Genomic DNA, 26,436 nt, shown 5'->3' with positions numbered 1-26,436 from the left:
AGTCCGGAAGGCGGACCAGCGTGAGATCGGCGCAGGCAAGCCAGTTGCACGTGCTGCCGTCCCCCCGCGGTTAGGCTGACGATCATGAGATTCGGGGTGCTCGGACCGGTCGCCGCGTGGGCCGACGACGGCGCGCCGGTACGGGTGCCCGAGGCCAAGGTCCGTGCCCTGCTGGCCGCGCTGCTCACCGAGCCCGGCCGTCCGGTGCCGCCGCACCGCCTGGTCGACCACCTCTGGCCCGATCGCCTCCCCGCCCACCCGCTCAACGCCCTCCAGGGCAAGCTCTCCCACCTCCGCCGCGTCCTCGACGCCGCCGAGCCCGGAGCCCGTGCCCTGGTGCACTCCGGCCCCGCCGGCTACCGGGTCGACGTCGAGGGCGCCGCCCTCGACGCGGCCCGCTTCACCGCCCTCACCACCGAGGCCCGGGCCACCGACCGCCCCGCCGAGCGGGCACGACTGCTGACCGAGGCCCTGGAGCTCTGGCGCGGCCCGGCCTTCGCCGACTTCGCCGACCGGCCCTTCGCCCTCGCGGCGGCCGCGGGGCTGGACGAGGCCCGCCTCACCGCCGAGGAGGAGTTGGCCGAGGCGCGGATCGACCTCGGGCAGCACCGCGAACTCCTGCCCCGGCTGGCCGATCTGACCACCCGCCATCCGCTGCGCCAGCGCCTGTGCGCCGCCCGGCTCCGCGCCCTGTACCGCTCCGGCCGCCAGGACGAGGCCCTGGAGGCCTACGCCGAACTGCGCCGCGCCCTCGCCGACCAGCTCGGCCTGGACCCGGAACCGTCCCTGGCCTCGCTCCACCGGCAGATCCTCCGCCGCGACCCCACGCTGCTCCCACCCGCGGACACCGGCAACCTCCCCGCGCCGGTCTCCGAACTCGTGGGCCGGGACGGACCGTTGGCACAGGTACGGGAGCTGCTGGCGGCCGGCCGCCTGGTCACCCTGACCGGCCCCGGCGGCATCGGCAAGACCCGGCTGGCGCTGGCCGCCGCCCGGGAGGCCGCCCGGAGCCACCGGGACGGCGCCCGGCTGGTCGAGCTCGCCGCCCTCGCCCCCGGCAGCGACAGCGCCAAGGTCGCCGAGGCCGTCCTCACCGCCGTCGGAGCCGAGGCCGAACGGACCGACCGCGGCCGCCCCACCCCCTCACCCACCACCCACCTGCACGACGCCCTGCGCGGACGCGACCTGCTGCTCCTGCTCGACAACTGCGAACACCTGACCCGGGCCGTGGCCGAGCTGCTCGGCCCCCTGCTGGCCGCCACCCCCGGCTTGAGCGCGCTCCTCACCAGTCAGGAGCTCCTCGACCTGGAGGGCGAACTCCCGTACCACGTACCGCCACTGCCCCTCCCGGTCGATGACGGCCTGGCCCAGGTCGGCGGTGCGGCCGCCGCCCGGCTCTTCCTCCGGCGCTCCGGCGCCGCCCTCGACGAGGAGAACGCCCCGGCCGTCGCCCAGCTCTGCCGCCGACTGGACGGCAACCCGCTGGCCCTCGAACTGGCCGCCGCCCGGGCCCGCACCCTCGGGGTGCACGGCCTGCTGGCCCGGCTGGACCACCGTCTCGACCAGCGCCTGGAGCTCCTCACCGGCGGCCATCGCGGCGCTCCGGCCCGGCAGCAGACCCTCCGGGCGGTGATCGACTGGAGCTGGAGCCTGCTCACCCCGCCCGAGCAGTCCGTGCTGCGCCGCCTCGCGGTCACCGCCGAGAGCTGCACCCCGCGGACCGCCGCCGCCCTGTGCGCCGGCCCCGACGTACCGGCCGGGGACGTCCCCGGCCTGCTGGCCCGGCTGGTGGACCGTTCGCTGCTCACCCTCGCCGACCGGGCCGACGGCCCCCGGTACGGACTTCTCGAATCCGTCCGCGCCTACGCCCTGGAACAGCTGACCGAGCACGGCGAGCTCGCCGCCACCCGCGACCGCCACCTCCGGCACTTCACCGAACTCGCCCTGACCACCGGACCGTTGCTGAAGGGCCACACCCAGGCGCGGGCCCTGGCCTCGCTCGACGCCGAGTCGCCCGAGCTCCGCCGCGCGGTCGAGCACGCCACCACGGGCCGGTCCGCGGCGGCCGCCCACACCCTGGTCGGCGCCCTCGCCTGGTACTGGGTGCTCCGCTGCCGCTACGCCGAGGCCCGCCGGGCCCTCACCGCCGCCCTCGCCCTCGGCGACCACCCGACCACCGCCGTCTGGCTGGCCGGGATCGCCCTGCTGGAGGGCGGCGCCGAGGCGGACGGCCCGCACCTGCGCGAACTGCTCGCCCGCCACCCGGACACGTCCGAACTCCCTTTCCTCACCTGGCTCCTCGGCTGGGCCCAGCTCGGCAGCGGCGACGCCGCCGAGAGCGAGCACCTCGTCGCGGCCGCCCTCGCCTCCACCGGGGCCGACCGCTGGACCACCGCGGCCGCGCTCAGCGTCCGGGCCCGGCACGCCCTCGGCCGCGGCGAGCTGCCGGCGGCCCGCTCCGACGGCGAGCGGAGCTCCCGGATCTTCGGCGAACTCGGCGACGGCTGGGGCGAGTTGCAGAACGTCTTCCCGCTCGCCGCACTGGCCGAGATCGCCGGCGACTACCGCACCGCCACCCGCCTGCACCGCACCGGTCTGGCCACCGCCGAACGGCTCGGCCTGCGCACCGAACAGGCCAAGCGGCTCTCCAGCCTCGGCCGGACCGCCCTGCTCACCGGCGACCTCGCCGAGGCCCGTGCGCTGCACGAGCGGTCCCGCCTCCTCGCGGTCGAACAGGGCCACCGCGCGGGCGCGTTGAACGCCGAGCTCGGCCTGGCCCTCGGCGAGCGCCGCGCCGGCGACCCGCAGGCCGCCACCAGCCGCCTGCACCGACTCCTCGACGCCTACGGCGGCCGGGCCGGCTACGGCCCCGTCACCACCCTGCTGCTCGCCGAACTCGGCTTCGCCGCCGAGCAGTCGGGCGACCAGGCCACCGCCCGGCGCCACCACCTCGACGGCCTCGCCATCGCCCGTGCCCTCGGCGACCCCCGGGCCGTCGCCCTGGCCCTCGAAGGTCTGGCCGGCACCGCCGCGGCCACCGGCGACCACCCCGCCGCCGCCCGCCTGCTCGGCTGCGCCGCCGCCACCCGCGCCGCCGTGGGCGCCCCGCTCCCCACGGCCGAACGCACCGACGTCGACCGCATCGGCGCCCTGGCCCGGGCCGCCCTCGGCGCGGCGGCATTCACCACCCACCACGCCGAGGGCACCCTGCTCCCCCACTCCGCCCTGGTCCCCTGACCCCGGAGCGGTCAGTACCGGGCCGCCTCCCACCGGAGGTCGTCCGTGTCCTCGGTCACCCGGGCCTGGCGGCGGAACTTGGCGGCCAACTCCTCGATCGCGGCGTCCACTTCGGCCTCCTCCATGGCCTGCTTGTCCATGTCCGCCTGGTCCAGCGCGGCCATCCGCTGCCGCTCGTGGTAGCGCAGCTGGGAGAGCCGGATCCGGGCGTCGGACATGCCGAGCTGCTCCTCCAGGTCCTTGCGCGCGTCGTGCAGCACCTCGTCGGCCGCCAACTGCCGCTCCAGCCGCCGGTCGTAGGCGGTGGTGCCGCTCATCAGCTTCACCAGGACCGGCAGGCAGTCGAGCACGATCAGCACCAGCCGGGCCAGCCACTCGGTCATCCGCACCACCCAGTTGCGCTCGCCCAACCGGTCCAGCGCGGCCACCTCGTCCAGCAGGTCGATCCGGCCCTGGGTGGCCTTCTTCTCCTCGACCGCCTTGGTGATCTCCCGGTTCAGCGCCTCGGTGTACGTCCGGACGGCGGCACCCGTCTCACCGGAGTGGCCCGTCAGCTCCTGCTCCGCCTGGTCGAGCAGCCCCTGCTGCCGGGCGTGCAGCGCGGTGGTCTCCTCCAACTCCTTGCGGTCCTGGAGGCAGTTGAGGCCGATCCCGGCCCGGCCGGTGGTGCCCTGCCGGGAGGTGCCGGTGCACTCGTCGTGGGCCAGGTTCTGCTGGGTCTGCATCAGCTGCTTCAGCCGGTCCACCTCGGTGGCCAGGCGGTTGCGGGCCTCCTGGGCGTCGGCCTGCCGCTGCTTCGCGGCGACCCGGGTGTCCGGCACCGAGACCGGGTTGTCCCGGCAGTCCCCGGAGGTGGAGCGCTCGCGGTCCACCGGGTTGCAGCGGTGGAGCAGCTCCTCGTAGCCGCCGACGGTGGAGATCCGGTACTCCTTCACCTCCTGGTGGATGGCCGGCTCGAAGACCCGCAGGATCAGCGGCTCGGCGATGAAGAGTCCGAGCAGCACCGAGAGCGCCAGCCGGGGCAGCAGCGCCCGCCAGCGGCCGACGCCGGTCTTCCCGTGCGAGCCGGCGATCATCATGCCGTCCAGGCAGACGATCACCCAGGCCCAGAGCAGCGCCGGGGGCAGCAGCACCCACCAGGAGGCTCCGAGGAACCGGTTCATCGCACTCAGCAGCGAAAGCCCGGCGAACAGACCGGTGTTGAGGATGACCAGACCCATCCAGGTGTACTTCCGGCGCTCCTCCGGCACCCAGTCGAGGACGTCCTCGTCCACCCCCGCGACCTTGCGGATCCGGCGGCCGACGGCACCGCCCGGCCCGGCCGGCCTGACCACCAGCACCGGCCCCGCGACGGGCACCGGCTCGAAGGGCTCCGCAGTGGGCACCCCTTCCCCGGGCACCCCCTGCACGGGCGCCCCGTCCGCAGGCACCTCCTCGGACACCTCCCCCGCAGACGTCCCCTCCGCAGGCGTCCCCTGCGCGAGCGGCTCCTGCGGGACGTCCCCCGGCACCTGCTCCGGCCCGTCCCCGGGCACGGTCCGGTCAGTCGTCATCGTCGTCCTCGCCCACCGCGTCGTACTTGGTGCCGCGGCCGCGGCCGCCCGTCTCCAGCTCGGCCGCCTCGGGCCCGTCCAGCGCCGGGGTGCCGGCCCCGAGCTTGGTGAGCATCCGCTCGAAGTCGACGAAGGTCTGGTCGCCGTGGCCCCGCTTGATCAGGTCCCGCACCACCTCCAGCGTGGCGTTGCGCTCCCAGGCCCGGTCGGCCCGCTCGTTGGCCTGCTGTTCGGCCGCCAGGGCGCGCTCCAGCGCCGCCTGCTCCTTCCGGTCGGCCCGGCTGCGGTCCTGCAGCTCCGCCTGGCGCTGCCGCTTCACCTCGATCCGTTCCCGCTGGACCTCCCAGTGGCGGTCCTGCCGCTGCAGCCGGTCCGCGCGCTCGATGGCCCGGCGCTCCCGCTCCGCCTCCTGCCGCCGCTCCTCCCTGGCCAGCAGCTGGTCGCGCACGTCGGTCACCGTGAGCTCGCCGGCGGCCTGGCCCCAGTAGACGGCCGCGTCCGGATCGTCGCCGAACGTCCGGGCGGCCAGCTCCGCCTCCCGGCGTTCGAACTCCCGCCGCTCCCGGGCGAGCATCTGCTCGTGGTCCTGGTCGACCACCTCGTTGCCGCGCTCGAAGTCGCGGCGGTGGTTCAGCATCAGCTGGTCCTGCTGCTGCCGGGCGAAGTCCAGCCGGTGGTTCTGGGTCAGCTTCTCGCTGGCCAGCACGTTGCTGCGGTCCTGGTCCCGGCGCTGCCGCTGGAAGCCGACCAGCTCGTCCGGGTCCGGCATCTCGATGCTGGCGTAGGCGACGGCCATGCCCGAGATCCGGGGCGGGGAGACCGCGGTGTACGCCATCACCTGGGCGTTGACGTCCCGTCGGAGCCGGGTGATGTCGGCGAGGCGGTGGTCCAGGCCGAGTTCGAAGAACCGCTTGTGCCGCCGCAGGTAGGCCAGCAGGACGCGCTCGGCGTCGTCCTGCCCCTCCTGCACCACCACGGCGGGGTCGGTGACCGTGCAGCTGAAGGTGACGTCCACCTTGAACTCGGCCGCCTCGGCCGAGGGGATCGACATCCGGACCGTCACCAGGACGTTCCGGCGCAGGTCGACCACGGAGACGTGGTTGGCGTTCACCAGCTGCGGGTCGTCCAGCCGCCGCCGGCCGGTGTCCAGGACGTACCGTCCGTCGACCCGGAAGACCAGCACCTCGTGGGCGGCCACCGAGGGCAGTTCGTCGGAGGTCCGTCGCCGGCTCGCCAGGCCGAACGGACCGCGCTTGGGTGGTTCGGCCAGCGGCTGCTGGTGGACCACCGGGTAGGGCTTGCTCATCGTGCTTCCTCTTCCCAGGCCGGGCGGCCGTGGCTCTCCTCCACCGCCGCGAGCAGGACTTCGATCAGTTCGTCGGGGGCCGGCCGCTGCCGCGTTCCGGCCACCAGGTTGGTCAGTTCTCGCCGCAGCGGCACCAGTTCGCGGTGCGGCAGGGCGGGGCCGAGCGCCGCTCCGAGCCGCGCGGCCTCCGCCTGCGCCCTCGCCCGTGCCGGGCCGCCGGACCGGTCCAGGCCCTCCACGGCCCGCACCAGCGCCGTCAACGCCCCCCGTCGCAGCGGTCGGTAGCGGAGCAGGTCGGCCCAGAGCCGGCCCAGCCGGGCGGCGTGGTCCGGCCGGGCCGCCAGGTGGTGCATCACGGCCAGGCCCGCGGCCCGCTCGGCGGGGGCGGAGAGCACCGCGAGCACCGTGGAGAACACGGCCCCGGGGTCGCGCCGGCGCTCGGCGGCGTCCATCCGCTCCAGGTTCTTCAGCACCACGGTCGCGGCCCGGCCCTCGGCGGTGAGCATCGCGAACAGCACGCCCAGCGCCTGCTGGGCCATCCCCCGCAGCCGCTCGTCCTGCCGCACCAGGCCGCAGAGCCGGGCGGCCGCCTCGTGCGGGTAGCGCAGGCCGAGCTCGCCGGTGAAGGCCACCGAACCGGCCCACCGCCGCGCCTTGTTCGGGCCGGTGACCCAGCCCTCGGCGATGCTCAGCGCGACGGGGGCGAGCCCCTCGTCCAGCCGGCACATCATCCACAGGGTGTGGACGGCGGTCTGCTGCCCGGCCCACCCCAGCTGTCCGGCGGCCCACGGGTGGAGACAGGAGTTCTCCACCTCGTACACCTCCAGCCTGGCCAGCTCGGCCAGCCCGGAGGCGACCGCGGTGCGCAGCTCGGGGTCGGCGTCCGGGCGGCCGCGGACCCGGCCCGCCAGCCAGCTGCTGACGCCCCGCCAGAACGCCACGTCGTAGTGGTCGTTGAGCTCGGCCAGCACCCGCTGCCGGTAGACCGGCTCGCGGAAGACCATCACCGCCCTGGTCCGGACGCCCTCGGCCAGCCGCTCCCGCCGGATCAGGCCGTCGGGCCTGATCCGGGCGGCCCGGCTGGCCGGGAGCACCGGCACCGCCGGGGCGTCCGGCCCGTCCTCGACGGAGGGCGCCAGCGAGGGCACCGCCACCGCCATCCGCTCCACCAGTTCGGCCAGGCCGTGCTCGTACTCCTGGATGCTGGTGTGCTCGCTGAAGGCCAGCGCCGTCACCTCCAGCACCTCGACCGGCCCGGGCCCGGCGCGGAACCAGTCGGCCACCGCCGCCGAGGCCGCCAGCGAGAACTGTTCGAGGGCGGCCGCCGTCCCCTCCCCGGCGGCCAGCCTCCGGGCGACCGTCCGCAGGTCCTGCGGGCGGAAGTCGGCGGGCACCGAGGCGAGCACCTCGTCCACCGTGCCGGGCGGGAGCTCGGCCGGCCCGAGCCCGGCCAGCAGCAGCGCCCGGGCGTCCGGCCGGCGCCACTCCACCCGCCAGGGCGAGGGCGGCGAGGCCACCGAGGCGGTCACCACCAGGTGGGCGCCGGCCTCCCGGACCGTCGTCCGCACCCGGCGCCAGAGCAGGTCGGTGTCCTCGGCCCGGTCCCCCTCGCCGAGCCGGCCCGGCAGGACGTAGCCGCAGCCGGAGCGGTAGTCGCGCTCGGCCAGCTGCCGCAGCGAGAGCGTGGGACGGAGCAGGAAGACCGGCCCGTCGAGCAGCTCGTCGAGCAGCACGACCGCCCCGGCCCGCTTGCCGGTGCCGGCCTCGCCCCAGAGCTCCACCACCCGGTGCTTCATCAGCAGGGCGAGCGCTCCGTCGTACGGCGCCGGCCGGATGTACCCGGTGGTGGCGTCGGCCAGGTCGTCCTCGGTGAGCCGCCCGGTGTCGGTGGCGCGGCGCGCCGGGCGCCCCGGCTCCCGCCCGGTTCCGCCGCCTTGGCCGAAGACGCTGTTGCGGGCGTCCACCGGACCGGCGAACAGCTGGAACACCTGGACGGCACTGGCGAGTTGGTCGGCCACCAGCTCCTCGGCCGGCAGCCCCTCGTCCTCGCCGGCCGCACCCCCCTCGGGCTCGGCCGCCGCCGCGCCCGGGCCGTCGGCCGGATCGGCCCCCTCCTCCTCGCTCACCGGTCGTTCCCGTGCCGGTTGTGGACCGTCCCGAAGCCGAACACCGAACCGGGGGCGGTGACGTGGTGGAAGACCTGCTGGAGGCCGGGCGCCGACGCGGCCGGAGCCGGATCCGCGCTTCCGCGCTCCGGCCCGGGGTCCGATCCCGACCCCGATCCCGCGCTCGGGCCCGCGCCGCCGTCGAGGTCCAGCCCGTGGACGTCCTCCCCCGGCACCCGGAGCCAGGCCGCCACCGGACGCTCCTTGGTCTCCACCGTCACCCGCCGGAACTCCCCCGGGGCCAGCCGGGTGTGCCGCTGGAGCACGGTGTCGGTGTAGACCCGGTCCGAGACGACCACCACCAGGTCGGCCGCCCTGGCCACGGCCAGCGCCCGCTTGACCGGCGCACCGTCGATCAGCCGGCTGACCAGGACCACGCCCTGGCTGGCGAAGCCGTTGTCGGCGTCCGAGACCGGCCCGAAGTGCACCGCGAGCCGCAGCCGGAGCCGGTGCTCCGGGCGCCTGGGCTCGTTGTGGTACGCCAGCGCGGCGCGCAGCTCGGCCACGTAGTCGTCGACCACCTTCGCCTCCGGGACGTCGGCCGGCAGGATCGCCAACTCCCCGTCCCCGGCGCCCTGTCGGATCCAGTCCGACCGTGCGAGGCCGACCGCGTCGGCGGCGTCGCCGAGCACCTGCACCAGCCCGCGCTGCGTGTCGAACTGGGTCCGGTCGTCACCCTTCCCGTACCCCTCGACATCGGTGGAGAGCAGCAGCCGTCGCGGCCCGCCCTGAAACCTGCTCAACTCCGCCCAGCCTTCCTTGCGGTGATGCGCCTCATGGGCAGCAGTGTGGTGCGCCGGGGCAGCAGGAATACCGGATCGATACGGATTCCCCCCGGTCGATCGCACCCCTCGCGGGTGACCATGCTCACACAGCGGAACCCGGATTCCTCCGGCATCTCCGATTCGTTACCGAGCTTCCATGAATGTGCGAACACCCGTACCAAGGGGGGGCTTTGACGAATCATCAAATCGACATGGCGGCTCAGCCGGAGCCGTCCGCGCTGAGCGTCGCACTCAGCGCGCTGACCGCCTTCCAGGGTTACGTGCAGCAGGCCGACAGCAAGGTCAACACCCTCCTGGTGGTGCACACCGGCGGGGTGGTCGCGGTGGTGAGCGCCCTGGCCGGGCGGGACACCCCGGCCCGCTTCCCGGTGCCCACGCTGCTGGTGATGGCGGGCTTCGTGGCGGCCTTCCTGATCTCCGGACTCCATCTGGTCCAGGCGCTCCGCCCCCGGCTGAGCCCGCCGGTGCCGCCCAGCCGGTTCGCCATGACGGGCGTCGGCCACCTCGGCCTCGGCCACGTCGCCGGTGCCGATCCGGACGCCCAGCGGGTGGAGGCCTGGGCGATGGCCCAACTGCTGGGCCAGATCGCCCTGCTGAAGAACCGGCACCTGTCCAGGGCGACGCCCTGGACGGCCGTGATGCTGCTGCTCGGGGTGGTGGCGGCCCTGCTCCGCTCCTGGTGACCGCCGGGAGCGGGGCGGGGGAGCTCACGCGTCGGCGAGGCACCGCGGAGGGGCCGGAGCGGGGCGGCTCACTCGTCGGCGAAGTGCCGCAGCCCCTCCAGGTCGAGCACCACGACGCTGCGGTACTGCGAGCGGACCAGCCCGGCCGCCTTCAGGCGGTGCATCGCCCGGCCGACGGCGTCGGTGCCCGCCCCGATCAGCCGGCCGAGCTCGGGCTGGGAGAGCTCGACCCCGATGCTGTGACCGCCGCCGACCCGGTGCCCGTACTGCTCGACCAGCTCGACCAGGATCCGGGAGAGCCGCTGCGCCACGTCGAAGGCCGCGAAGTCGAGCCGGCGCCGGTTGGCCGAGTTCAGCCGGTCCGCCATCATCACCGTCAACGCCAGCCCCGCCGAGGGGTGTTCGGCCAGGAAGCCCATGAACCGCTCCCGCGTGACGTGGCCGACCAGCACCGGGCTGCAGGCCGTCACGGTGGCCGAGCGCGTCCCGTCGGTGATCACGGCCTGCTCCCCCACCAGGTCTCCCCCGACCCTGATGCCGAGCAGCCCCTCCGCCCCGTTCTCCAGGGTCGCGGTCACCTTGGCGCAGGCCAGCGCCGAGCTGTCCACCGGCTGGAGCAGGCAGACGTGGGTGCCGTCGTCCCCCTGACGCACGATCACTTCGCCCGGCGCGTACCGGACCTGACGGGCCAGGCCCAGCAGACGCTCTGCCTGGACCGGCTCCAGCCGGGCCAGGTACGAGTTGCGCGCCCAGGGCGCGTTCTCCCTCATGTCCGGTATTGAACCCCCGTCGGAGCCCCAGGTGAAGCCCTCGGAGCGGCACCCCGCCGGGGCGGGCGGGCACACCTACGCTGGGCCGCAGCGACGACGAGGAGACGGCGATGGCGACCGAGGTGCACCTGGCGCAGCAGGCGGAGGCCGACGAACTGCTCGGGCGCAGCCCGTTGGCGGCGTTGATCGGCATGCTGCTGGACCAGCAGGTGCCGATGGAGAAGGCGTTCAGCGGGCCCCGGGTGGTGCTGGACCGGATGGGCGGGGAGGACCTGGACGCGCACGCCATCGCCACCTACGACCCCGAGGGGTTCGTGGCGCTCTGCGCACGGACCCCGGCGGTGCACCGGTACCCGGGGTCGATGGCCAAGCGGATGCAGCAGCTCTGCCAGTACCTGGTGGCGGAGTACGACGGCGACGCGGAGGCCGTCTGGCGGGGGGCCTCGACCGGGGCCGAGCTGCTCAAGCGGCTGGAGGCGCTGCCGGGGTACGGGCGGCAGAAGGCGCAGATCTTCCTGGCGCTGCTGGGCAAGCAGTACGGCGTGCGGCCGGAGGGCTGGCGGCAGGCGGCCGGCGCGTACGGGGAGGAGGGCAGCTTCCGCTCGGTGGCGGACATCACCGGGCCGGAGTCCCTCTCCCAGGTGCGGGCGCACAAGCAGGAGATGAAGGCGGCGGCCAAGGCGGAGAAGGCCGCCAGGACGGGCAGGGTCAGCTGAGGCGGCGGTAGGGGTACCGGTCCCGGATGTGTGCGTGGAAGTACCGGCCGAGGCTGGGCGCGGCGAGCAGTGCGCGGTACTCCGCCTCGGGCACGTCCGCGTACGCGTAGACCGAGCCGCCGTGGAACTCCAGCTCCAGCGTCGTGCCCCGGTGGCCGACGGAGGAGAGGCAGCTGGATTCGACGGGTAGGCGTTCCACTGGGTGCTCCGCCCTCCAGTATGAGCGGGGAGCCGCAGGCCCGGCGATACTGACGGCATGTCACCCATGACGGACACCGGACGGCGGCTGCTGGCCGATCTGCTGGCGCTCGGCACCCGCTTCCCGCTGGTGCTCGGCGGCGACTGCGCCGCCCTCGCGCACGGCCTGCCGGACCGGCCGGTGCGCACGGTGGAGCTGGCGACCGCGAGCCCGGTGCCGCTGGAGGAGCTGACCGCGCGGACGGCCGCCGAACTGCTGGCCCGCGGCTGGACCGTCCGGGTGCTGGTGGACGATCCGCTGGCCTCCGCCCTGACGGCGGCCGGTCCGGGGACGGGCGAGGAGTACGGGGTGGAGCTGCGGAAGGAGAACTTCTGGCAGCCCCCGCACCAGGGCCCGGACGGGCCGGTGCTGGCCCTGGCGGACCTGGCCGGGACGAAGGTCCGCGCCCTGGTCGACCGGGGGCTGCCCCGGGACCTCGCGGACCTGTTCGCCCTGGCGGACCGGTGGTCGTACCCGGAGCTGGAGACCCTGGGCCGCCGGCACACCGGCGAGCCGGGGCTGGACCCGGCCGAGCTGCAGGCCCGGCTGGCCGAGGCGGGGTGGCGCGAGGAGCGCGACCTGGCCCGGCTGGGGCTCGACGCCGGGGAGTCCGCCGCCCTGCGCGACTGGGCGCAGGGCTGGCTGGACGACCTCACGGAGCGCCTGATGGAACGTCAGGCACCGCTCGCGGAGGAGGACGACGAGGACCCCGACGGGGAGTCCTGAACCGCCGTCACTTGTAGAACGGCGCGTCGTCCGGCCCGACGTACTCCGGCCGGTACCAGCGGGCCGGGCGGAGCGAGCCGGGGATCTCCTCGGCGACGCCGAGCACCGAGGCGAAGAGCGCCATCCGGGTCGGGATGCCGGCGTCGGTCTGCCGGAAGACCGCCAGCCGCGGGTCGCGGTTGAGGTCGGCGCTGAGGTCGTTGGAGCCGGGGCGGGAGTCGCGCGGGAGCGGGTGCATGATCACCGCGTCCTCCCGGCAGACCCGGTTCACCAGGGCGCTGTCGATCCGGAAGTCGTCGCTGTAGGGCAGCGGCCGGTCCTTGAAGCGCTCGGTCTGCAGGCGGGTGGTGTAGACGAGGTCGGCGTCCTTGAGGCCCAGGGTCGGCTGGTCGGTCACCTCGACCCGGTGGCCGCGCTCGGCGGCCAGCTCCAGCAGGTGGGCGGGCATGCCCAGCTCCTCCGGGGCCACGCAGACGATGGTCATGTCCTGGTAGCGGGAGAGCAGCTTGACCAGCGAGTGCACGGTGCGGCCGTGCTTGAGGTCACCGACCAGGGCGATCCGGCGGCCGTCCATGGACTTGCCGAGCCGGTCGAACTCGCGGTGCAGGGCGAACATGTCCAGCAGCGCCTGGGTCGGGTGCTCGCCCGCCCCGTTGCCGGCGTTGACCACCGGGACGTTGGTCGCGGCGGCGAACTCGTGGATCGAGCTGACCTCGGGGTGACGCATCACCACCAGGTCGACGTAGCCGGTCACCACGCGGCTGGTGTCGGCCAGCGACTCGCCCTTGGCGATCGAGGTGACCTCGGTGCCGGTGGTGGAGGTGACCCCGCCGCCCAGGCGCAGGAACGCGGTCTCGCAGCTGAGCCGGGTACGGGTGGAGGCCTCGAAGAACAGGCTGGCCATCACGGCGCCCTCGAGCACCCGGGTGATCTGCTCGCCCCGGGCCACCGGCACCAGCAGGTCGGCCAGCCGGAACAGCTGCTCCAGGTCCTGCCGCTCGAACTGGTCGCTGGAGAGGATGTGCTTCCCGGTCAGTGACATGGCGGCTGGGTTCTCCCTCGGGCGACGCGCTGGACGCCGTCAGTTTACTGGCCGGGCACCGGCCGCCGCCCGGGCCCTCCGCGGGCCCGGACGACGGCCGCCGCAGGTCACGGCCGTGCGTACTCGACGGTGAGCAGCGCCCGGCCGAGCGCGTGGTGGGTGAGGTGGAAGCCCACCACCGCGGCCGGGGTGTCCGGGGTGAGGTCGAGCTCCGCCACGTCCAGCGCGTGCACCGCGAAGACGTACCGGTGGGCCGGGCCGGGCGGCGGGGCGGCCCCGTCGTAGCGGTGGCCGGGGAAGTCGTTGCGGACGTGGAACGCCCCGCCCGGCAGGGTCCCGTCCGAGGCGCCGGCCCCGGCCGGGAGCCCGGTGGTGGCGGCCGGGAGGTTGACGGCCAACCAGTGCCACCACCCGCTGGCGGTCGGCGCGTCCGGGTCGTAGCAGGTGACCGCGTAGCTCAGCGTCCCCTCGGGGGCGCCGGACCAGGCCAGCTGCGGCGAGGTGTTCCCGGCCGCGTGCACCTGGGCGTCCGGCATGGTGCCGCCCTCGGTGAGGTCCTCGCTGGTCAGCTCGAACGACGGGACCGGGGGCAGGAATTCGTACGGCAGCGGCGGGCGCCGGCTCATCGCGGGACCTTCCTCGACTTCGGTGGCGGGGGTCACTGCGCAGCCTATGACCTCTAGAGTGCGGGGCATGGCAGCCGAACAGACTCCCGCTCCCGACTACGGCCGGATGGTCGCCGAGGCCCGGCGGGCCTTCTACGTGATGTTCGGGGTGCTCTGCCTGGTCTGGGCGCTGCACCTCGTCAACTGGCTGACGGACTACCAGCTGAGCGTCGACGGCGGCATCCGGGCCCGCGAGCCCGACTCCCTCCCCGACCTGGTCTCCGCGCCCTTCCTGCACGTCAACTGGGCGCACCTGGAGGGCAACTCCGGCCCGCTCTTCATCTTCGGCTTCCTCGCCGCCTACCGGGGCGTCAAGCGCTTCCTCGGGCTGACCGCACTGGTCGCCCTGACCAGCGGGACGGCGATCTGGCTGTTCTCCCCGGAGCGCTCGCTCACCATCGGGGCCAGCGGACTGGTCTTCGGCTACTTCGGCTACGTGGTGCTGCGCGGCCTGATCGACCGGAACCTGATCGACAGTCTGGTCGGCGTGGTGATGGGAGCCTCCTTCGCCTACATCCTCACCACCGCGGTGCCCGGCACCCCCGGCGTCAGCTGGCAGGGCCACCTGGGCGGGCTGATCGGCGGCCTGGCGGGCGCGTGGCTCTTCCGCGAGCGCCGCCCGAAGGCCTCGACCGCCGCCACGGCCGCCCCCTCCTCGGCCGTCCTCCCCGCCCAGTCCGCCCCCACGGAGGGTGGAGCCGCGCTGACGGAGCGCCAGAAGCTGCTCAAGGAGCTGGACGACCTGGGGCTCTAGACCCGACGCACCCCCCTTGGAGGTATAGACCATTCGAGGGCCCCCCGGTTAGCGTGGTCGCACCCGCCCGCACCACCCGTCCGGAGCCGCCCCGTGGACTCGTCCGTCCTCGCCTTCGCCACCGACCTGCTCGACGAGGGCCCCGAGACCTTCTTCGGCAACCTCACCGACCGCGCCGGGGTCGGCGGCGTCACCCTCGCCTCGGTCTACCACGAGGCCCGCGACGTCTTCCCGCACAACCCGCACCGGGTGGTCCGCTACCTGGAGCCGGGCGCCGCCTACTTCCGCCCCGACCCGGCCCGCTGGGCCGGCCGCCGGCTCACCCCGCTGCCCTCCACCGCCATCGGCGACCGCGACCCGTTCGCCGAGGCGGCCGAGGAGGCGCAGCGGCGCGGCCTCAAGCTGCACGCCTGGACGGTCTTCTGCCACAACGACCGGCTCGGCTTCCGCCACCCCGAGGTCTCCCCCGAGAACGCCTTCGGCGACCGCCACCTCACCGAGCTCTGCCCGGCCAACCCCGAGGTCCGCGAGTACGCCACCACCCTGGTCGGCGAGTTCGCCCGCTACGGCGTCGACGCGATCCGCGCCGAGTCGCTGCACTTCCACGGCCTGCGCCACGGCTACCACCACGAGCGCTACTTCGAGCAGCTCGGACCGGTCACCGAGGCCCTGCTCGGCCTCTGCTTCTGCGAGCACTGCCGGGCCGCCTTCGGCCCGGACGCGGAGGCCGTCCGCACCGCCGTCCGCACCGAGGTCCGGGCCCGCCTGTCCGACGAGGCCCGGGCCGCCGAACCCGCCCCGCTCGACGGCCTCGCGGACGGCGCGGTGGCCGCGTACGTGGACGCCTCCGCCCGCACCGTCACCTCGCTGGCCACCGAGGTCGCCGAGGCGGCCGCCGCCGACGGCATGCGGCTCAGCTTCATGGACGGCGGCGGCCCCGGCACCGGCTGGCTCTCCGGCATCGACCTGCCCGCCCTGACCAAGGGCGTCCACCAGATCGAGACCCTCGGCTACGCCCGCACCCCCGAGGCGGTCCGCGACAAGGTCGCCGCCTTCGCGGTGCACGGCGTGCGCCCCGAGGAGATGGCCGTCATCCTCCGCCCGATGACCGAGGACTGCGACGGCCCCGCCAACCTCGCCGCCAAGATCGCCGTCCTGCGCGAGCTCGGCGTCCCGGAGGTCGAGTTCTACAACTACGGCCTGATGCGGCTCTCCTCCATGGACCGCATCGGCCAGGCCCTCAACGGCTGACGACGCGTCACCGCCGGGAGGCCCCGCACCCACCCCGCGAGGCCTCCCACCCCGCCCGCCGCAGGCGGCCCTACCGCTTGCGACGCGACGTCCCGAAGATGCTCCGCGAGATCTCCCTCCCGACCTGCGCCCCCGCCGCCCTCTCCCTCCCCCCTCCCGCCCCGCCCGCCGCAGGCGGCCCTACCGCTTGCGACGCGACGTCCCGAAGATGCTCCGCGAGATCTCCCTCCCGACCTGCGCCCCCGCCGCCCTCTCCCTCCCCCCTCCCGCCCCGCCCGCCGCAGGCGGCCCTACCGCTTGCGACGCGACGTCCCGAAGATGCTCCGCGAGATCTCCCTCCCGACCTGCGCCCCCGCCGAGCGCGCGAACGACTTCAGCATCGGGTTGTTCAGCAGCGCGTCCATCAGCCCCGGCTCGGGCTTCGCCGCCGGCGGCGCGGGAGCAGGAGCGGGCTCGGGCAGTGCCTCGGGCTGCGGCGGCGCCTCCGCCTCCGCCTCCGGACGGGCCGTCAGCTTCTCGTACGCCGACTCGCGGTCGACCGCGTCCCGGTAGCGCCCGATCAGCGCCGACCCGTCCACCGCCGCCCGCAGCGCCTCCGCCGGCACCGGCCCCATCAACGACTGCGGCGCCCGCAGCCGGGTGGCCGCGACCGGCGTCGGCGCGCCCTTCTCGGAGAGCACCGTCACCACCGCCTCCCCCGTCCCGAGCCCGGTCAGCACCTCCCCGAGGTCGTAGGCGGCCGACTTCGGGAAGGTGGAGACGGTCGCCTTCAGCGCCTTGGCGTCGTCCGGCGTGAAGGCCCGCAGCGCGTGCTGCACCCGGTTGCCCAGCTGCGCCAGCACGTCCCCCGGCACGTCCTTGGGCGTCTGGGTCACGAAGAAGACCCCGACCCCCTTGCTGCGGATCAGCCGCACCGTCTGGGTGATCGCCTCCAGGAAGGCCTTCGAGGCGCCCTTGAACAGCAGGTGCGCCTCGTCGAAGAAGAACACCAGCTTCGGCTTCTCCGGGTCCCCCACCTCCGGCAGCTCCTGGTAGAGCTCGGCCAGCAGCCACATCAGGAAGGTGGAGAACAGCCGCGGCCGGTCCTGCACCGCCGGCAGCTCCAGCACCGAGACCACCCCGCGCCCGTCCTGCGCGCACCGCAGCAGCTCGGAGGTGTCGAACTCCGGCTCGCCGAAGAAGGACCCGGCCCCCTCGTTCTCCAGCACCGTCACCGACCGCAGGATCACCCCCGCCGTGGCGGCGGACAGCCCGCCGATGCCCTTGAGCTGCTCCTTGCCCTCGGGGGAGGTGAGGAAGGAGATCACCGCCGAGAGGTCCTTGAGGTCGTAGAGCTCCAGGCCGTTGCGGTCGGCGAAGTGGAAGATCAGCGAGAGCGAGGCCTCCTGGGTCTCGTTCAGCTCCAGCACCTTGGACATCAGGAGCGGCCCGAAGCTGGTCACGGTGGCCCGCAGCGGGATGCCGTCGCCGAGCCCGCCGAGGGCGTAGAACTCGGCCGGGCAGCCCTGCGCCGACCAGACCTGTCCGACCTCGGCGGCCCGGCCGGCCACCTTCTCGTTGGCCTGCCCGGGCGCGGAGATGCCGGAGACGTCGCCCTTCACGTCGGCCAGGAACACCGGGACGCCCTGGGCCGAGAGCTGTTCGGCGATCAGTTGGAGGGTCTTGGTCTTGCCGGTGCCGGTCGCCCCGGCCACCAGACCGTGCCGGTTCAGCGCCCCGAGCGGGATGCGGACCGGCGCCCCGGGGAAGGCGGTGCCGTCCAGCAGCACGGCGCCGAGGTCGAGCGCGGGGCCGGTGAAGGCGTATCCGGCCGCGATCTCCCGCACCTCGGCCGGCAGCTCGTCGGTGGGCTTCTGGTCGGTGGTCATCTCGGCAGGCTCCCGGTCCTCGCGAACGGATCGTCAGAACAACCACCCCGAAAAGGGGATGTTTCCTATGTAATCCCTACGAATCACCGAACGCAGGCCGGGTCACGCTTGCTGTGCCCCGGGGCGGCGTGACGGTAGGCTTTCCGTGTGATCTTCAAGCGCATCGGCAACGCACGGCCGTACCCGGATCACGGCCGGACCAGCACCCGCCAGTGGGCGGACGTCGCGCCGCGCCCGGTGCGGCTGGACCAACTGGTCACCACCAAGGGCCAGCTGGACCTCGAGACCCTCCTGGCCGAGGACTCCACCTTCTACGGGGACCTCTTCGCCCACGTGGTGAAGTGGCGCGGCGACCTCTACCTGGAGGACGGCCTGCACCGCGCGGTCCGGGCCGCACTCCAGCAGCGCCAGGTCCTGCACGCCCGCGTCCTCGAGATGGACTGACCCTCCGTCACTCCTTCGCGGGACCGCTGCCGTCGTCCGTTCGGACGCCGGTACATCCTTTCGAGTGCCCGCGTACTCCAGATGATGATCATTTAGTACCTCCGGGCCGGGTGTGGCACTAATCTGCTGATTACGGCCGCAGACTCCGGCACTCCGCCCCGTCGGCCGCATCCGCCCGACCCTTGCCCTGGCACGAGGGGGAGACCGACCCGTGAGCATGTTGACTCCCCAGGGACTGAAGGGGAAGCAGTACCGGATCACCGGTAACTCCTACCCCCGCCTTGGACGCCCGCCGAAGAAGAGCCGCAAGATCCTTGCCGCGATCGGCGCCCTGCTGGCCCTCTCGCTGATCGCCCTCGGTGGCGTGCAGCTGGTGGACATCTTCTCCGGCAAGAAGGGCGGCACCGCGCAGGCCTGCGCCTCCCCCTCCGGGAAGCCGCTGGCCGCCCCCGAACCGGCCGGCACCCCGGCCGCCTCCCCCACCGCCGGCGCCACCTCGACGGCCGTCCCGCAGCCGAACGCCGTGACGGTGAACGTCTACAACGCCACCGCCAAGTCGGGCCTGGCCGCGCGGACCGCCGAGGAGTTCAAGAAGCGCGGCTTCACCATCGGCAAGGTCGGCAACGCGCCCGCCAACGTGGAGAAGCTGCCCACCACCACCGTCCAGGTGATCAGCGGCCCCGGCGGCCTCGGCGGCGCCACCCTGCTCGCCTCCCAGGTCGGCGGCGCCACCAAGTCGGCCGACACCCGGGTGGACGGCTCCGTGGACGTGGTGGTCGGCGACGCCTTCACCGCACTGCTCGAACCGAACCAGGCCGCCGCCGCACTGGCCGAGGCCACCAAGCCCTCGCCCACCCCCAGCCCGGTGCCCGGCAGCTGCTGACCGGCCCCGCCGCCGGGCTCCGGCGGCCGCCGTGCGGCACCACTGACCGAACGTCAGGAGGGCCCCACCCCCGTGCGGGGGTGGGGCCCTCCTCGCGTGCTCCGCGCCTCAGCCGGCGGTGCCGTACAGGCGGTCGCCCGCGTCGCCCAGGCCCGGCACGATGTAGCCGTTCTCGTTCAGGCGCTCGTCCACGGCGGCGGTCACCACGGTGACCGGCAGGCCGGCCAGCTCGCGCTCCATCACCTCGACGCCCTCCGGCGCCGCCAGCAGCACCACGGCGGTGACGTCGGTGGCGCCCCGCTCGATCAGCATCCGGATCGCCGCGACCAGCGTGCCGCCGGTGGCCAGCATCGGGTCCAGCACGTACACCTGACGGCCCGAGAGGTCGTCCGGCATCCGGGTGGCGTAGGTGGAGGCCTCCAGGGTCTCCTCGTTCCGCACCATGCCGAGGAAGCCGACCTCGGCGGTCGGCAGCAGCCGGGTCATCCCGTCCAGCATGCCGAGGCCGGCCCGCAGGATCGGCACCACCAGCGGGCGCGGGTAGCTGAGCCTGGTCCCGGTGGTGACGGCGACCGGGGTGGTGATCTCCACCTCGTCGGTCCGGACGTCCCGGGTGGCCTCGTAGGCGAGCAGGGTGACCAGCTCGTCGGTGAGCCGACGGAAGGTCGGCGAGTCGGTGCGCTCGTCACGCAGGGTGGAGAGCTTGTGGGCCACCAAGGGGTGGTCGACGACATGGAGACGCATGTTCCGACCATAACGGGCATCGGCACACCCGTACGACCAGCCGGGCCGCACCCCTCCCCACCTGCGGGCTTCACCCGGCCCGCCCGGCGACCCGCCGCACCGGGTCGCCGGAGCCGCGCACCAGCTGTGGTATTTACCGGACACATCTGGGAAAGTCGGACCTTATGAAGAGCAGCACCCCGGCACCCGGGCCTCGCTCGACAGAGGAGCCCGAGGTCCCGCACGAGACCGAAGCCGAACGCCGCCGCCGGCGCGCAGTCTTCCTGCGCGAGCTGGCCGAGGCCCGCGAGCTCCGCGCCAGGGTGCAGCCACGGCGCACCAAGGAGCGCAGGATGCGCGAAGCCCTCCGGATGCGAACCTTCCGAATCTGACGGTACGTCGGTCATTCCGACACGACCTGCGAAGACGCGCTGCCGAACACTCCCCGCAGCGCCGGGCTTTCTGTCACGATGCCGGAGGGACGGTCCGAACAGCGGGCCGCACCCGGCGCGGGGGCGGCCAGGCCGCGCCCGTCCGAGATCGCCGACAGCCGAGACCAATCTTGGGAGAGTCCCTGGTGGCGTACTTCGCTGCAGTGCTTGCTCGCACCTCCGGCGGGTGGGACGTGAGCGAGACAGAACTGGACGACGTCGAGACCCTGACCGACCTGGCCGACCTGGCCAGGGAGGCGGCCCAGGACGACGACAGCGTCCTGATCTTCATCGAGCAGGAGGACGCCTGGTTCGCCGTCCTCCGGGTGGACGGCGAGGAGGATCCGCGGATCTTCGTCTCGGACGGGGCCGCCGCCGCCCGCAGCTCCTACGGTTCGATCCTCACCGACGAACTCCTCGACCGCGGCCCCGACGACTTCGACGAGCTCGACCGGCTGGTCGACCTCGACGAGGACTCCGAGGACTCCGACTCCGACACCTCCGACGGGGACGAGGACGAGGACACCGCCACCGGCCACGACGGCATCCCGATCGGCCCGCTCGGCGACGCCGAACTCCTCGCCGAGTTCGGCCTGGCCGCCGACGGCCTGCGCGAGCTCAGCGGCGAGGGCGCCCTGCCCGGCGACGCGCTCGGCGAGATCGCCGAGGCGATCGGCTGCGGCGAGGTCCTGGAGGCGGTCCGCTGAGGGCCTGAGGGCACCATGCCCGACACTGGTCCCATGCAGATCGCCCCGCTCCCGGCCCCCGTACGCCCCGACCCGGTGCGCGACCGCTGGACGGACGCGATGCGCCTCGCCATCGACGAGGCCGCACTCGCCACCGCCACCGGCGACGTACCGGTCGGGGCACTCGTGCTCGGCCCCGACGGCACCCTCCTCGGCCGCGGCCACAACGAACGCGAAGCCGTCGGCGACCCCACCGCCCACGCCGAGGTCGTCGCCATCCGGCAGGCCGCCGCCGCCCTCGGCGAGTGGCGCCTCAGCGGCTGCACCCTCGTCGTCACCCTCGAACCCTGCACCATGTGCGCCGGCGCCATCGTCCTCTCCCGCCTCGACCGTGTCGTCTACGGAGCCCTCGACGACAAGGCCGGCGCCGCCGGCTCCCTCTTCGACGTCATCCGCGACCGCCGCCTCAACCACCGCCCCGAGGTCATCCCCGGCGTCCTCGCCACCGCCTGCGCCGACCAGCTCCGCACCTGGTTCGACACCCACCGCTGAACGGATTTCGTCCCCACCCACCCCATCCGGTAGAGTCTCGTCTCGGTAGCGTGTCCGAGCGGCCAAAGGAGCACGCCTCGAAAGCGTGTGTGGGGGCAACTTCACCGTGGGTTCGAATCCCACCGCTACCGCCATCAGCCCGAAGGGCCCCGATCCACCGGATCGGGGCCCTTCGGCATTCGCGTGCTTCAGTCCAGCACGAGCCTCCCGGGGGCCGGAGACCAGACCGTGGCGAGGTAGGCCACCAACTCGTCGTAGTCCCGAAGCCTGCCTTGGTCGACCATCCGCCGGAAGGCGTCGCGCTGCTTCCTTCGGGCAGGGCTTCCGTACACCTCTTCGACAGCGTCGATCAGGCCGGGCAGGTGGAGGTGGTAGACACAGTCGAGGTCCCCGGTCCCGCCACCAAGACGGCCGAGCATGTACGGGCGGGGCTCCATCGTCACGGCTGCGAAGTGCGGCATGCGCCCGCGACGCAGGGAGGCCATCTTCGAACCCTGGATCCGCGGGTCCTGGAGCCGGTCGGTTCGCAGGGTCCACTTGAGCGACAGGCCGGCGACGAGATGGGACGCAGCCTCGGCGGCGTGCTGCGAGCCGCCCGCGGACCGGTGCACGGCGATGTCCAGCCGCAAGAGCGACTCGTCGCCGAGCATGTCGAGCAGCGGCTTGCGCCGGGCGGCGGCGTCATCGAGGGCGGCCCGCAGCTGACCGAGCAGCCGGTTCGCCTGGGACATCCCGACCGTGCCGTCCAGGGAGCGCAAATGGCGGTCCAGGTTGTCGAGGCTCAGCTCGACCTCGGGACTCTCCTCGGCGGCAAGGTCCTGGAGCGCCCTGAGGTGCGCGTACTGCTCGAACTCGTGGGGCCAACGTTCCTCCTGCACCGTCAGGTGAGGTGCGGGGAAGCGGAGTTGAGCGGAGAGGTCCTGGACCATGGCCGCACTCCACAGCTTGTCGACCTTGCCGACCTGCTGCCACCTCGGGACACCGATCCGTTCGAAGAAGGCTTCGCCGATCTCCACCGAGAGCTTCTGGCTCGCGTCGCTGGTGTTCGGGAGACCGTTCCGATAGCCGCAGAGCTGGAGGGTGAACGGCGCGGGCATAAACGCTCCAGTTGATCGTCTTTTCCGACAAGCCTAAGCCCCTGTCCGAGGCACGCGGCATGATGCAGATGTGGCAAGAACTCTGGGCACCACTCCGGCCGTCCGGGCGCGGATGAGTCGTCAACGGCGGCGCGACACCGGAATCGAGGTCGCGCTGCGCCAGGAGCTGCACCGTATGGGGCTCCGCTTCCGCAAGCACCGTCGACCTCTGCCGAACCTCCGGCGTGAGGCAGACGTGTTGTTCGGACCGGCTCGGGTCGCGGTCTTCGTCGACGGTTGCTTCTGGCACGGATGCCCGACCCACGGGACCTACCCGCGCAACAACGCCGAGTTCTGGCGGGCGAAGATCGACGGGAACCGCGACCGGGACAGGGAGACGGACACGCTCCTCCTGGCAGCGGGCTGGCAGCCCGTCAGAGTGTGGGAGCACGAGGATGCGGCCACCGCTGCCGCCGAGGTGGCCAGGATCGTCCTGGGCCGGCGCAAACGCTCCGCGTCCCCGGCGGGCGGTCATCCCGGCTCCCCGTCCGAGACGACGTGAGGTAGGCCGCCGGTCCGACCGGCGGAAGGACCACCTGCACTCACCGCCGAGGGGCGAAACGGTGCCTTTCGGCGAAAGTCATGATGTCGGCGACTCGGGGTACGCTGTGTGGCTGCTGTCGTGTTCGTCGGTCGAGCCTTGCCGGTGCTCCCGAACATGCCGGCGCAGGCCACGAAGCGCACCCCTTGGAGATCACGTGCACCCCACCAAGATCGTGGACTTGTTCGCAGGTCCCGGCGGGATCGACGTGGCTGCCGAGAAGCTCGGCCTCGAGACCGTGGGTCTCGAATGGGACGCCGGTGCCTGCGAGACCCGCCGGGCCGCCGGGCTCGCGACCATCCAGGGAGACGTTCGCTCGCGGAACTCCACGGATGCCGATCTGCGGGACGCTGAGGCCCTGACCGGCGGACCGCCTTGCCAGACCTTCACCGTCGCGGGTGGTGGCGCCGGCCGGCGGGCTCTGGACGACGTGCTCGAGTTCGTCAAGAGGATGGTCGCCCGCGAGAGTCACGAGGAGATCGTCCGGGACCTCGCGAGGATGGAGGACGAGCGGACCGGCCTGGTCCTGGAGCCCCTCCGGTGGATCCTGGAGGCGATCGACAGCACGGATCGCGCCCCCTACCGAGTGATCGTCCTCGAGCAGGTACCGGCAGTCCTGCCGGTCTGGAAGGCGTACCGCGAAGTCCTGGAGGGCGAGGGCTACCAGGCGGACTGCGGAATCCTGCACACCGAGGCGTTCGGCGTTCCCCAGACCCGTCGGCGGGCCGTGCTGATCGCACGCCTCGGCACCGAACCGGTCTCCCTGCCCAGCCCGACCCACCGGATCTACCGGAAGGGCGTCGCCCACGATGCTGGCGACCCGGTCCTGCAGCCGTGGCGGACCATGGGCGAGGTCCTGGACCGCGTTCACCCGTTCGAGGTCGTCTCCAACTACGGCACCGGTGGTGACCCCAAGGCCCGAGGCAGGCGTTCTTCCTCCGAGCCGTCGGCCACCGTGACCGGAAAGATCTTCCGGAACCGGATCTACAGCAACGGGGTCGAGCAGGACCGCTTCCTCCCCGCCGAGGCCGGGCGCCTGCAGACCTTCCCCGGCAACTACCCCTGGTCCGGACGCGATGTGGGCCAGCAGGTCGGGAACGCCGTTCCCCCGCGGCTCGCCATGCACATCCTCGCTGCCGCCTTCGGCCTCCCCGCGCCGACCCCGGACCAGCTGCGGGGCCTCGGCACCTGGGACAAGCAAGCCGTACCGGAGCCCCGCTCGGAGGAGGCGCCCGCCGCCTCCGTTCCCAGCGCCACCTGACGGCCGGGCAGGGTCGGGTCACACTTCCGGGGCCGGGGCACCAGTCTCGCCCGGGAGTGCCACCGAGTGGCGGGTCCCCGCGATCACGACACCCGCACGGCTCTGGTCTTCGCTCGCGACGAGCCTCACCGCCGTCCACTCACCCTTGCGCGGTACGGCCAGACCAAGGTCACGCGCGATCCTGGGATGGTCCCCCTGGTGACCGAGGATGACGATGCCCTCGGGGCGCAGGTGCTTACGGGCGTCCCGGACCCGCTTCGGCCCGTCGTCCTGGCGAGCCACCGTGAGGATCGTGCTGCGACCGACGAGCTTGCCCTGGACCCACTCCCGCCGGAACAGCTCGTTGACGCGTTGCTGACCTCCGCGCTTTCCGTTCAGGCTCACACCCCCAGCCTTCTCGACGAGGATGCGGTCGGCCTTCGGCATGTTGAGCAGCAGGTTCTCGGGCAGGTCGCCGTTCTCGACCAACCAACGGATGGCCGACTTGCCCATCTTGGAGAGGGACTTCTTGCCGTCCTTGTTCTCGCCGTTGGTCAGGAGAGCGGCATCGGCCTTCACCAGACCGACCGCGAACGATCCCAGCACGTCGTTCGCCGTCGACACGAGACAGATCTGTCCGACCGCCTCCGTCGGGATCATCCAGCCGGCGGAGAGGGAGAACTTCGAGTCGACCTCGTGCCCGCTCACCGTGTAGTCCATGGAGTTGCCGGGGGCGAGGTCGAACTCGTTCCGCAGGAGGATCTCGACCTTGGTGCCGAGGTAGGTCTTCTCGGTCTTCTCCGCCTTCGCGATGTCGTACCGACCGGTCCGCTGACCGTCGAGCACCTCGTCGATCGACTGCCGCAGGACGCCGCCCAGCCGGTGCTCAAGATCCGGCCGCGCACGGAACCAGGCCTCGACCTCGTCAACCTCTGCCCAGGTCGCGGCGAAGGGAGGTTCGGGGACGTAGTCGAAGAGCCCTGGGGTGGAGGTCATCCGAGGACGGTAGCCGCTCTGCGCGCAGTGATCAACGGACTTGTGGGCATACGGAAAAGGCCCCGCACTCGGGGCTTTGACCACCGTGGCCCGGGGTGAGTGCGAGGCCTGTTGAGGGGGCAGCCGTCCCGGGGGGACGGACGGCTGCCCCGGGCGGAGGTCCCACAACCGGGGTCGTGTCGGGGGGAAGCCACGACGCCCGGTCCCACAGCGGGGAGCTCCGGTCCTCGTACCTGGGGATTCCTGCCAGATCCCTCGGTACGTGTTCCATCCTGCTGGACGGGGTGGGGGCGGGCGAGCGGAGAAGGGCCCGTCTTGGGGGGACCTTCGTCCTGGGGGGTGAACGGGGTGCTGACCTGATGGGCCGTCCGGTCGATAAGCTGCTCGGGGTGGTGGGCCAGGTGGGCTAGCGGGAGGCGGCGAGCAGGGTGGCACAGGCGAAGAAGATCGGGATGTGGCTGCTGCTGATCTTCGTGATCTACACGGTGATCACCTCTCCGACCCGGGCAGCCGAGCTGGTGCAGTCGGGGTTCGTGGGGATCTCGGACGCGGCCAAGGCGGTCGGGACGTTCATGACGGGGCTGGTCAGCTAGCGGACGGCGAGGACGGGGCCGCGGGGGCGGAGGCTACGGTGGGCGGGACAGCACACACCCTCGACCCGCTGGGAGCGGCATCGTGATTCGGCATCTGGTCCTGTTCAGGCTCAACGACGGCGTCACCAAGGACGACGAGCGCGCGGTGGCCGGCGCGAAGGCGTTCGAGGAGCTCGGCGGGCTGATCACCGAGCTGCGCGAGTGGGAGTGCGGCTGGAACACCACGGAGCGGGACATCGCCTACGACTTCGCGATCAACAGCCTGGTGGAGGACCGCGACGCGCTGGCCGCCTACCTGGGCCACCCGGCCCATCAGGCGGCCGCCGGGCAGTGGCGCGAGTTCGCCACCTGGGTGATCGCGGACATCGAGGTCTGAGTAGGCCATTCGGACAGGTCGTACCCCAAGGACCCTTCGGCCCCCTGGCGCCCAGTGCGCCGGGGGGCCGTTCCAC

General features: G+C 73.3%; 27 protein-coding genes and 1 tRNA gene. 16 read left to right on the top strand and 12 right to left on the bottom strand.

What is annotated here, in order from left to right; genetic code table 11:
* Window positions 1–84: 84 nt before the first annotated feature.
* On the top strand, window positions 85–3,237 hold the full coding sequence (locus ACWEPF_RS01045) for a BTAD domain-containing putative transcriptional regulator (RefSeq protein ID WP_452170880.1): 3,153 nt from the start codon (window positions 85–87) through the stop codon (window positions 3,235–3,237).
* 11 nt (window positions 3,238–3,248) lie between these two features.
* Here the strand turns inward: ACWEPF_RS01045 and ACWEPF_RS01040 are convergent, their stop codons facing one another.
* Genes ACWEPF_RS01040 through ACWEPF_RS01025 form a run of 4 tightly spaced genes read right to left on the bottom strand, consistent with a single transcriptional unit; the run spans window position 3,249 to window position 9,004 of the window.
* A complete protein-coding gene (locus tag ACWEPF_RS01040; RefSeq protein WP_452170879.1) occupies window positions 3,249–4,790 on the bottom strand; it encodes a DUF4407 domain-containing protein in 1,542 nt (513 codons plus the stop codon).
* Entirely contained in the window at window positions 4,780–6,096 is a 1,317-nt protein-coding gene (locus tag ACWEPF_RS01035; protein ID WP_452170878.1) for a hypothetical protein, read from the bottom strand. The genes ACWEPF_RS01040 and ACWEPF_RS01035 overlap by 11 nt, the downstream gene beginning before the upstream one ends.
* Complete coding sequence (locus tag ACWEPF_RS01030; protein WP_452170877.1) at window positions 6,093–8,222, bottom strand: hypothetical protein; 2,130 nt, start codon at window positions 8,220–8,222, stop codon at window positions 6,093–6,095. Before ACWEPF_RS01030 ends, ACWEPF_RS01035 begins: the two co-directional genes overlap by 4 nt.
* Window positions 8,219–9,004, bottom strand: a complete 786-nt coding sequence (locus ACWEPF_RS01025; protein WP_452170876.1) for a hypothetical protein — start codon at window positions 9,002–9,004, stop codon at window positions 8,219–8,221. The genes ACWEPF_RS01030 and ACWEPF_RS01025 overlap by 4 nt, the downstream gene beginning before the upstream one ends.
* Before the next feature lie 233 nt (window positions 9,005–9,237).
* On the opposite strand from ACWEPF_RS01025, the gene ACWEPF_RS01020 reads away from it, so the two are divergent.
* Entirely contained in the window at window positions 9,238–9,729 is a 492-nt protein-coding gene (locus tag ACWEPF_RS01020) for a hypothetical protein (RefSeq protein WP_452170875.1), read from the top strand.
* 68 nt (window positions 9,730–9,797) lie between these two features.
* Here the strand turns inward: ACWEPF_RS01020 and ACWEPF_RS01015 are convergent, their stop codons facing one another.
* Window positions 9,798–10,499 carry a Crp/Fnr family transcriptional regulator gene (locus ACWEPF_RS01015; protein ID WP_345287100.1) on the bottom strand — a complete coding sequence of 234 codons (702 nt, stop codon included), beginning with the start codon at window positions 10,497–10,499 and terminating at the stop codon, window positions 9,798–9,800.
* 110 nt (window positions 10,500–10,609) lie between these two features.
* Between ACWEPF_RS01015 and ACWEPF_RS01010 the strand changes: the two genes are divergently transcribed.
* Window positions 10,610–11,215: an HhH-GPD-type base excision DNA repair protein gene (locus tag ACWEPF_RS01010; protein ID WP_345287102.1), complete on the top strand. Its 606-nt coding sequence runs from the start codon at window positions 10,610–10,612 to the stop codon at window positions 11,213–11,215.
* On the opposite strand, the gene ACWEPF_RS01005 is transcribed toward ACWEPF_RS01010, so the two are convergent.
* A complete protein-coding gene (locus ACWEPF_RS01005) occupies window positions 11,208–11,414 on the bottom strand; it encodes a KTSC domain-containing protein (protein ID WP_345287104.1) in 207 nt (68 codons plus the stop codon). The two genes, ACWEPF_RS01010 and ACWEPF_RS01005, sit on opposite strands and share 8 nt — an antisense overlap.
* 57 nt (window positions 11,415–11,471) lie before the next feature.
* Between ACWEPF_RS01005 and ACWEPF_RS01000 the strand changes: the two genes are divergently transcribed.
* Window positions 11,472–12,179 carry a nucleotidyl transferase AbiEii/AbiGii toxin family protein gene (locus ACWEPF_RS01000; RefSeq protein ID WP_452170874.1) on the top strand — a complete coding sequence of 236 codons (708 nt, stop codon included), beginning with the start codon at window positions 11,472–11,474 and terminating at the stop codon, window positions 12,177–12,179.
* A gap of 7 nt (window positions 12,180–12,186) precedes the next feature.
* Here ACWEPF_RS01000 and pyrB read toward each other — a convergent pair whose 3' ends face one another.
* Together pyrB and ACWEPF_RS00990 are read right to left on the bottom strand one after the other, a co-directional pair.
* Window positions 12,187–13,221 (bottom strand): aspartate carbamoyltransferase, encoded by a 1,035-nt coding sequence (gene pyrB / locus ACWEPF_RS00995; RefSeq protein ID WP_452170873.1) that lies wholly within the window; start codon window positions 13,219–13,221, stop codon window positions 12,187–12,189.
* A 107-nt stretch (window positions 13,222–13,328) separates the two neighbouring features.
* Window positions 13,329–13,847, bottom strand: coding sequence for a YbhB/YbcL family Raf kinase inhibitor-like protein (locus tag ACWEPF_RS00990; protein ID WP_452170872.1), 519 nt, complete (start codon window positions 13,845–13,847; stop codon window positions 13,329–13,331).
* A gap of 67 nt (window positions 13,848–13,914) precedes the next feature.
* Between ACWEPF_RS00990 and ACWEPF_RS00985 the strand changes: the two genes are divergently transcribed.
* Both ACWEPF_RS00985 and ACWEPF_RS00980 read left to right on the top strand, forming a co-directional pair.
* Window positions 13,915–14,640, top strand: a complete 726-nt coding sequence (locus tag ACWEPF_RS00985; RefSeq protein ID WP_452170871.1) for a rhomboid family intramembrane serine protease — start codon at window positions 13,915–13,917, stop codon at window positions 14,638–14,640.
* A gap of 93 nt (window positions 14,641–14,733) precedes the next feature.
* Window positions 14,734–15,891 (top strand): hypothetical protein, encoded by a 1,158-nt coding sequence (locus ACWEPF_RS00980; RefSeq protein WP_452170870.1) that lies wholly within the window; start codon window positions 14,734–14,736, stop codon window positions 15,889–15,891.
* Between the two features lie 290 nt (window positions 15,892–16,181).
* Here ACWEPF_RS00980 and ACWEPF_RS00975 read toward each other — a convergent pair whose 3' ends face one another.
* Entirely contained in the window at window positions 16,182–17,759 is a 1,578-nt protein-coding gene (locus ACWEPF_RS00975; protein ID WP_452170869.1) for a helicase HerA-like domain-containing protein, read from the bottom strand.
* Window positions 17,760–17,906: 147 nt separating this feature from the next.
* Here ACWEPF_RS00975 and ACWEPF_RS00970 point away from each other — a divergent pair, with 147 nt between their 5' ends.
* Both ACWEPF_RS00970 and ACWEPF_RS00965 read left to right on the top strand, forming a co-directional pair.
* Window positions 17,907–18,203, top strand: a complete 297-nt coding sequence (locus ACWEPF_RS00970; RefSeq protein WP_104817069.1) for a type II toxin-antitoxin system VapB family antitoxin — start codon at window positions 17,907–17,909, stop codon at window positions 18,201–18,203.
* 217 nt (window positions 18,204–18,420) lie between these two features.
* Window positions 18,421–19,086 (top strand): LytR C-terminal domain-containing protein, encoded by a 666-nt coding sequence (locus ACWEPF_RS00965; protein WP_452170942.1) that lies wholly within the window; start codon window positions 18,421–18,423, stop codon window positions 19,084–19,086.
* 108 nt (window positions 19,087–19,194) lie between these two features.
* Here ACWEPF_RS00965 and upp read toward each other — a convergent pair whose 3' ends face one another.
* Window positions 19,195–19,830 carry a uracil phosphoribosyltransferase gene (gene upp, locus ACWEPF_RS00960; protein ID WP_345287119.1) on the bottom strand — a complete coding sequence of 212 codons (636 nt, stop codon included), beginning with the start codon at window positions 19,828–19,830 and terminating at the stop codon, window positions 19,195–19,197.
* A 164-nt stretch (window positions 19,831–19,994) separates the two neighbouring features.
* Between upp and ACWEPF_RS00955 the strand changes: the two genes are divergently transcribed.
* The 4 genes from ACWEPF_RS00955 to ACWEPF_RS00940 all read left to right on the top strand — a co-directional run bounded on the left by ACWEPF_RS00955 (window position 19,995) and on the right by ACWEPF_RS00940 (window position 21,612).
* Window positions 19,995–20,201, top strand: coding sequence for a hypothetical protein (locus tag ACWEPF_RS00955; protein ID WP_345287121.1), 207 nt, complete (start codon window positions 19,995–19,997; stop codon window positions 20,199–20,201).
* A 233-nt stretch (window positions 20,202–20,434) separates the two neighbouring features.
* On the top strand, window positions 20,435–20,947 hold the full coding sequence (locus ACWEPF_RS00950; RefSeq protein WP_380149491.1) for a tRNA adenosine deaminase-associated protein: 513 nt from the start codon (window positions 20,435–20,437) through the stop codon (window positions 20,945–20,947).
* A gap of 33 nt (window positions 20,948–20,980) precedes the next feature.
* Window positions 20,981–21,478, top strand: a complete 498-nt coding sequence (tadA, locus tag ACWEPF_RS00945; protein ID WP_345287125.1) for a tRNA adenosine(34) deaminase TadA — start codon at window positions 20,981–20,983, stop codon at window positions 21,476–21,478.
* Window positions 21,479–21,522: 44 nt separating this feature from the next.
* Window positions 21,523–21,612 (top strand) — tRNA-Ser (locus tag ACWEPF_RS00940).
* Between the two features lie 54 nt (window positions 21,613–21,666).
* Here ACWEPF_RS00940 and ACWEPF_RS00935 read toward each other — a convergent pair.
* The gene (locus ACWEPF_RS00935; RefSeq protein WP_452170868.1) at window positions 21,667–22,575 is read right to left on the bottom strand and encodes an NgoMIV family type II restriction endonuclease; all 909 of its coding nucleotides are present in this window, start codon (window positions 22,573–22,575) and stop codon (window positions 21,667–21,669) included.
* Between the two features lie 70 nt (window positions 22,576–22,645).
* Here ACWEPF_RS00935 and ACWEPF_RS00930 point away from each other — a divergent pair, with 70 nt between their 5' ends.
* Both ACWEPF_RS00930 and ACWEPF_RS00925 read left to right on the top strand, forming a co-directional pair.
* Entirely contained in the window at window positions 22,646–23,116 is a 471-nt protein-coding gene (locus tag ACWEPF_RS00930; RefSeq protein WP_452170867.1) for a very short patch repair endonuclease, read from the top strand.
* 214 nt (window positions 23,117–23,330) lie between these two features.
* The gene (locus tag ACWEPF_RS00925) at window positions 23,331–24,416 is read left to right on the top strand and encodes a DNA cytosine methyltransferase (RefSeq protein ID WP_452170941.1); all 1,086 of its coding nucleotides are present in this window, start codon (window positions 23,331–23,333) and stop codon (window positions 24,414–24,416) included.
* An 18-nt stretch (window positions 24,417–24,434) separates the two neighbouring features.
* Here ACWEPF_RS00925 and ACWEPF_RS00920 read toward each other — a convergent pair whose 3' ends face one another.
* Window positions 24,435–25,391 carry a NaeI family type II restriction endonuclease gene (locus ACWEPF_RS00920; protein WP_452170866.1) on the bottom strand — a complete coding sequence of 319 codons (957 nt, stop codon included), beginning with the start codon at window positions 25,389–25,391 and terminating at the stop codon, window positions 24,435–24,437.
* Between the two features lie 428 nt (window positions 25,392–25,819).
* Here ACWEPF_RS00920 and ACWEPF_RS00915 point away from each other — a divergent pair, with 428 nt between their 5' ends.
* Complete coding sequence (locus tag ACWEPF_RS00915; protein ID WP_345287128.1) at window positions 25,820–25,984, top strand: hypothetical protein; 165 nt, start codon at window positions 25,820–25,822, stop codon at window positions 25,982–25,984.
* 82 nt (window positions 25,985–26,066) lie between these two features.
* A complete protein-coding gene (locus ACWEPF_RS00910; protein ID WP_345287129.1) occupies window positions 26,067–26,360 on the top strand; it encodes a Dabb family protein in 294 nt (97 codons plus the stop codon).
* The last annotated feature ends 76 nt before the right edge of the window (window positions 26,361–26,436 follow it).

This window comes from Kitasatospora sp. NPDC004289, from assembly GCF_053602875.1.
This window is presented reverse-complemented; position numbering and strand designations above follow the sequence as displayed.

Bases quoted from the DNA above. Each gene is read 5' to 3' on its own strand.
- ACWEPF_RS01045 (WP_452170880.1), top strand. From the start codon at position 85: ATGAGATTCGGGGTGCTCGGACCGGTCGCCGCGTGGGCCGACGACGGC.
- ACWEPF_RS01040 (WP_452170879.1), bottom strand. From the start codon at position 4,790: ATGACGACTGACCGGACCGTGCCCGGGGACGGGCCGGAGCAGGTGCCG.
- ACWEPF_RS01035 (WP_452170878.1), bottom strand. From the start codon at position 6,096: ATGAGCAAGCCCTACCCGGTGGTCCACCAGCAGCCGCTGGCCGAACCA.
- ACWEPF_RS01020 (WP_452170875.1), top strand. From the start codon at position 9,238: ATGGCGGCTCAGCCGGAGCCGTCCGCGCTGAGCGTCGCACTCAGCGCG.
- ACWEPF_RS01015 (WP_345287100.1), bottom strand. From the start codon at position 10,499: ATGAGGGAGAACGCGCCCTGGGCGCGCAACTCGTACCTGGCCCGGCTG.
- ACWEPF_RS01010 (WP_345287102.1), top strand. From the start codon at position 10,610: ATGGCGACCGAGGTGCACCTGGCGCAGCAGGCGGAGGCCGACGAACTG.
- ACWEPF_RS01000 (WP_452170874.1), top strand. From the start codon at position 11,472: ATGTCACCCATGACGGACACCGGACGGCGGCTGCTGGCCGATCTGCTG.
- pyrB (WP_452170873.1), bottom strand. From the start codon at position 13,221: ATGTCACTGACCGGGAAGCACATCCTCTCCAGCGACCAGTTCGAGCGG.
- ACWEPF_RS00990 (WP_452170872.1), bottom strand. From the start codon at position 13,847: ATGAGCCGGCGCCCGCCGCTGCCGTACGAATTCCTGCCCCCGGTCCCG.
- ACWEPF_RS00985 (WP_452170871.1), top strand. From the start codon at position 13,915: ATGGCAGCCGAACAGACTCCCGCTCCCGACTACGGCCGGATGGTCGCC.
- ACWEPF_RS00975 (WP_452170869.1), bottom strand. From the start codon at position 17,759: ATGACCACCGACCAGAAGCCCACCGACGAGCTGCCGGCCGAGGTGCGG.
- ACWEPF_RS00965 (WP_452170942.1), top strand. From the start codon at position 18,421: ATGTTGACTCCCCAGGGACTGAAGGGGAAGCAGTACCGGATCACCGGT.
- upp (WP_345287119.1), bottom strand. From the start codon at position 19,830: ATGCGTCTCCATGTCGTCGACCACCCCTTGGTGGCCCACAAGCTCTCC.
- ACWEPF_RS00955 (WP_345287121.1), top strand. From the start codon at position 19,995: ATGAAGAGCAGCACCCCGGCACCCGGGCCTCGCTCGACAGAGGAGCCC.
- tadA (WP_345287125.1), top strand. From the start codon at position 20,981: ATGCAGATCGCCCCGCTCCCGGCCCCCGTACGCCCCGACCCGGTGCGC.
- ACWEPF_RS00935 (WP_452170868.1), bottom strand. From the start codon at position 22,575: ATGCCCGCGCCGTTCACCCTCCAGCTCTGCGGCTATCGGAACGGTCTC.
- ACWEPF_RS00920 (WP_452170866.1), bottom strand. From the start codon at position 25,391: ATGACCTCCACCCCAGGGCTCTTCGACTACGTCCCCGAACCTCCCTTC.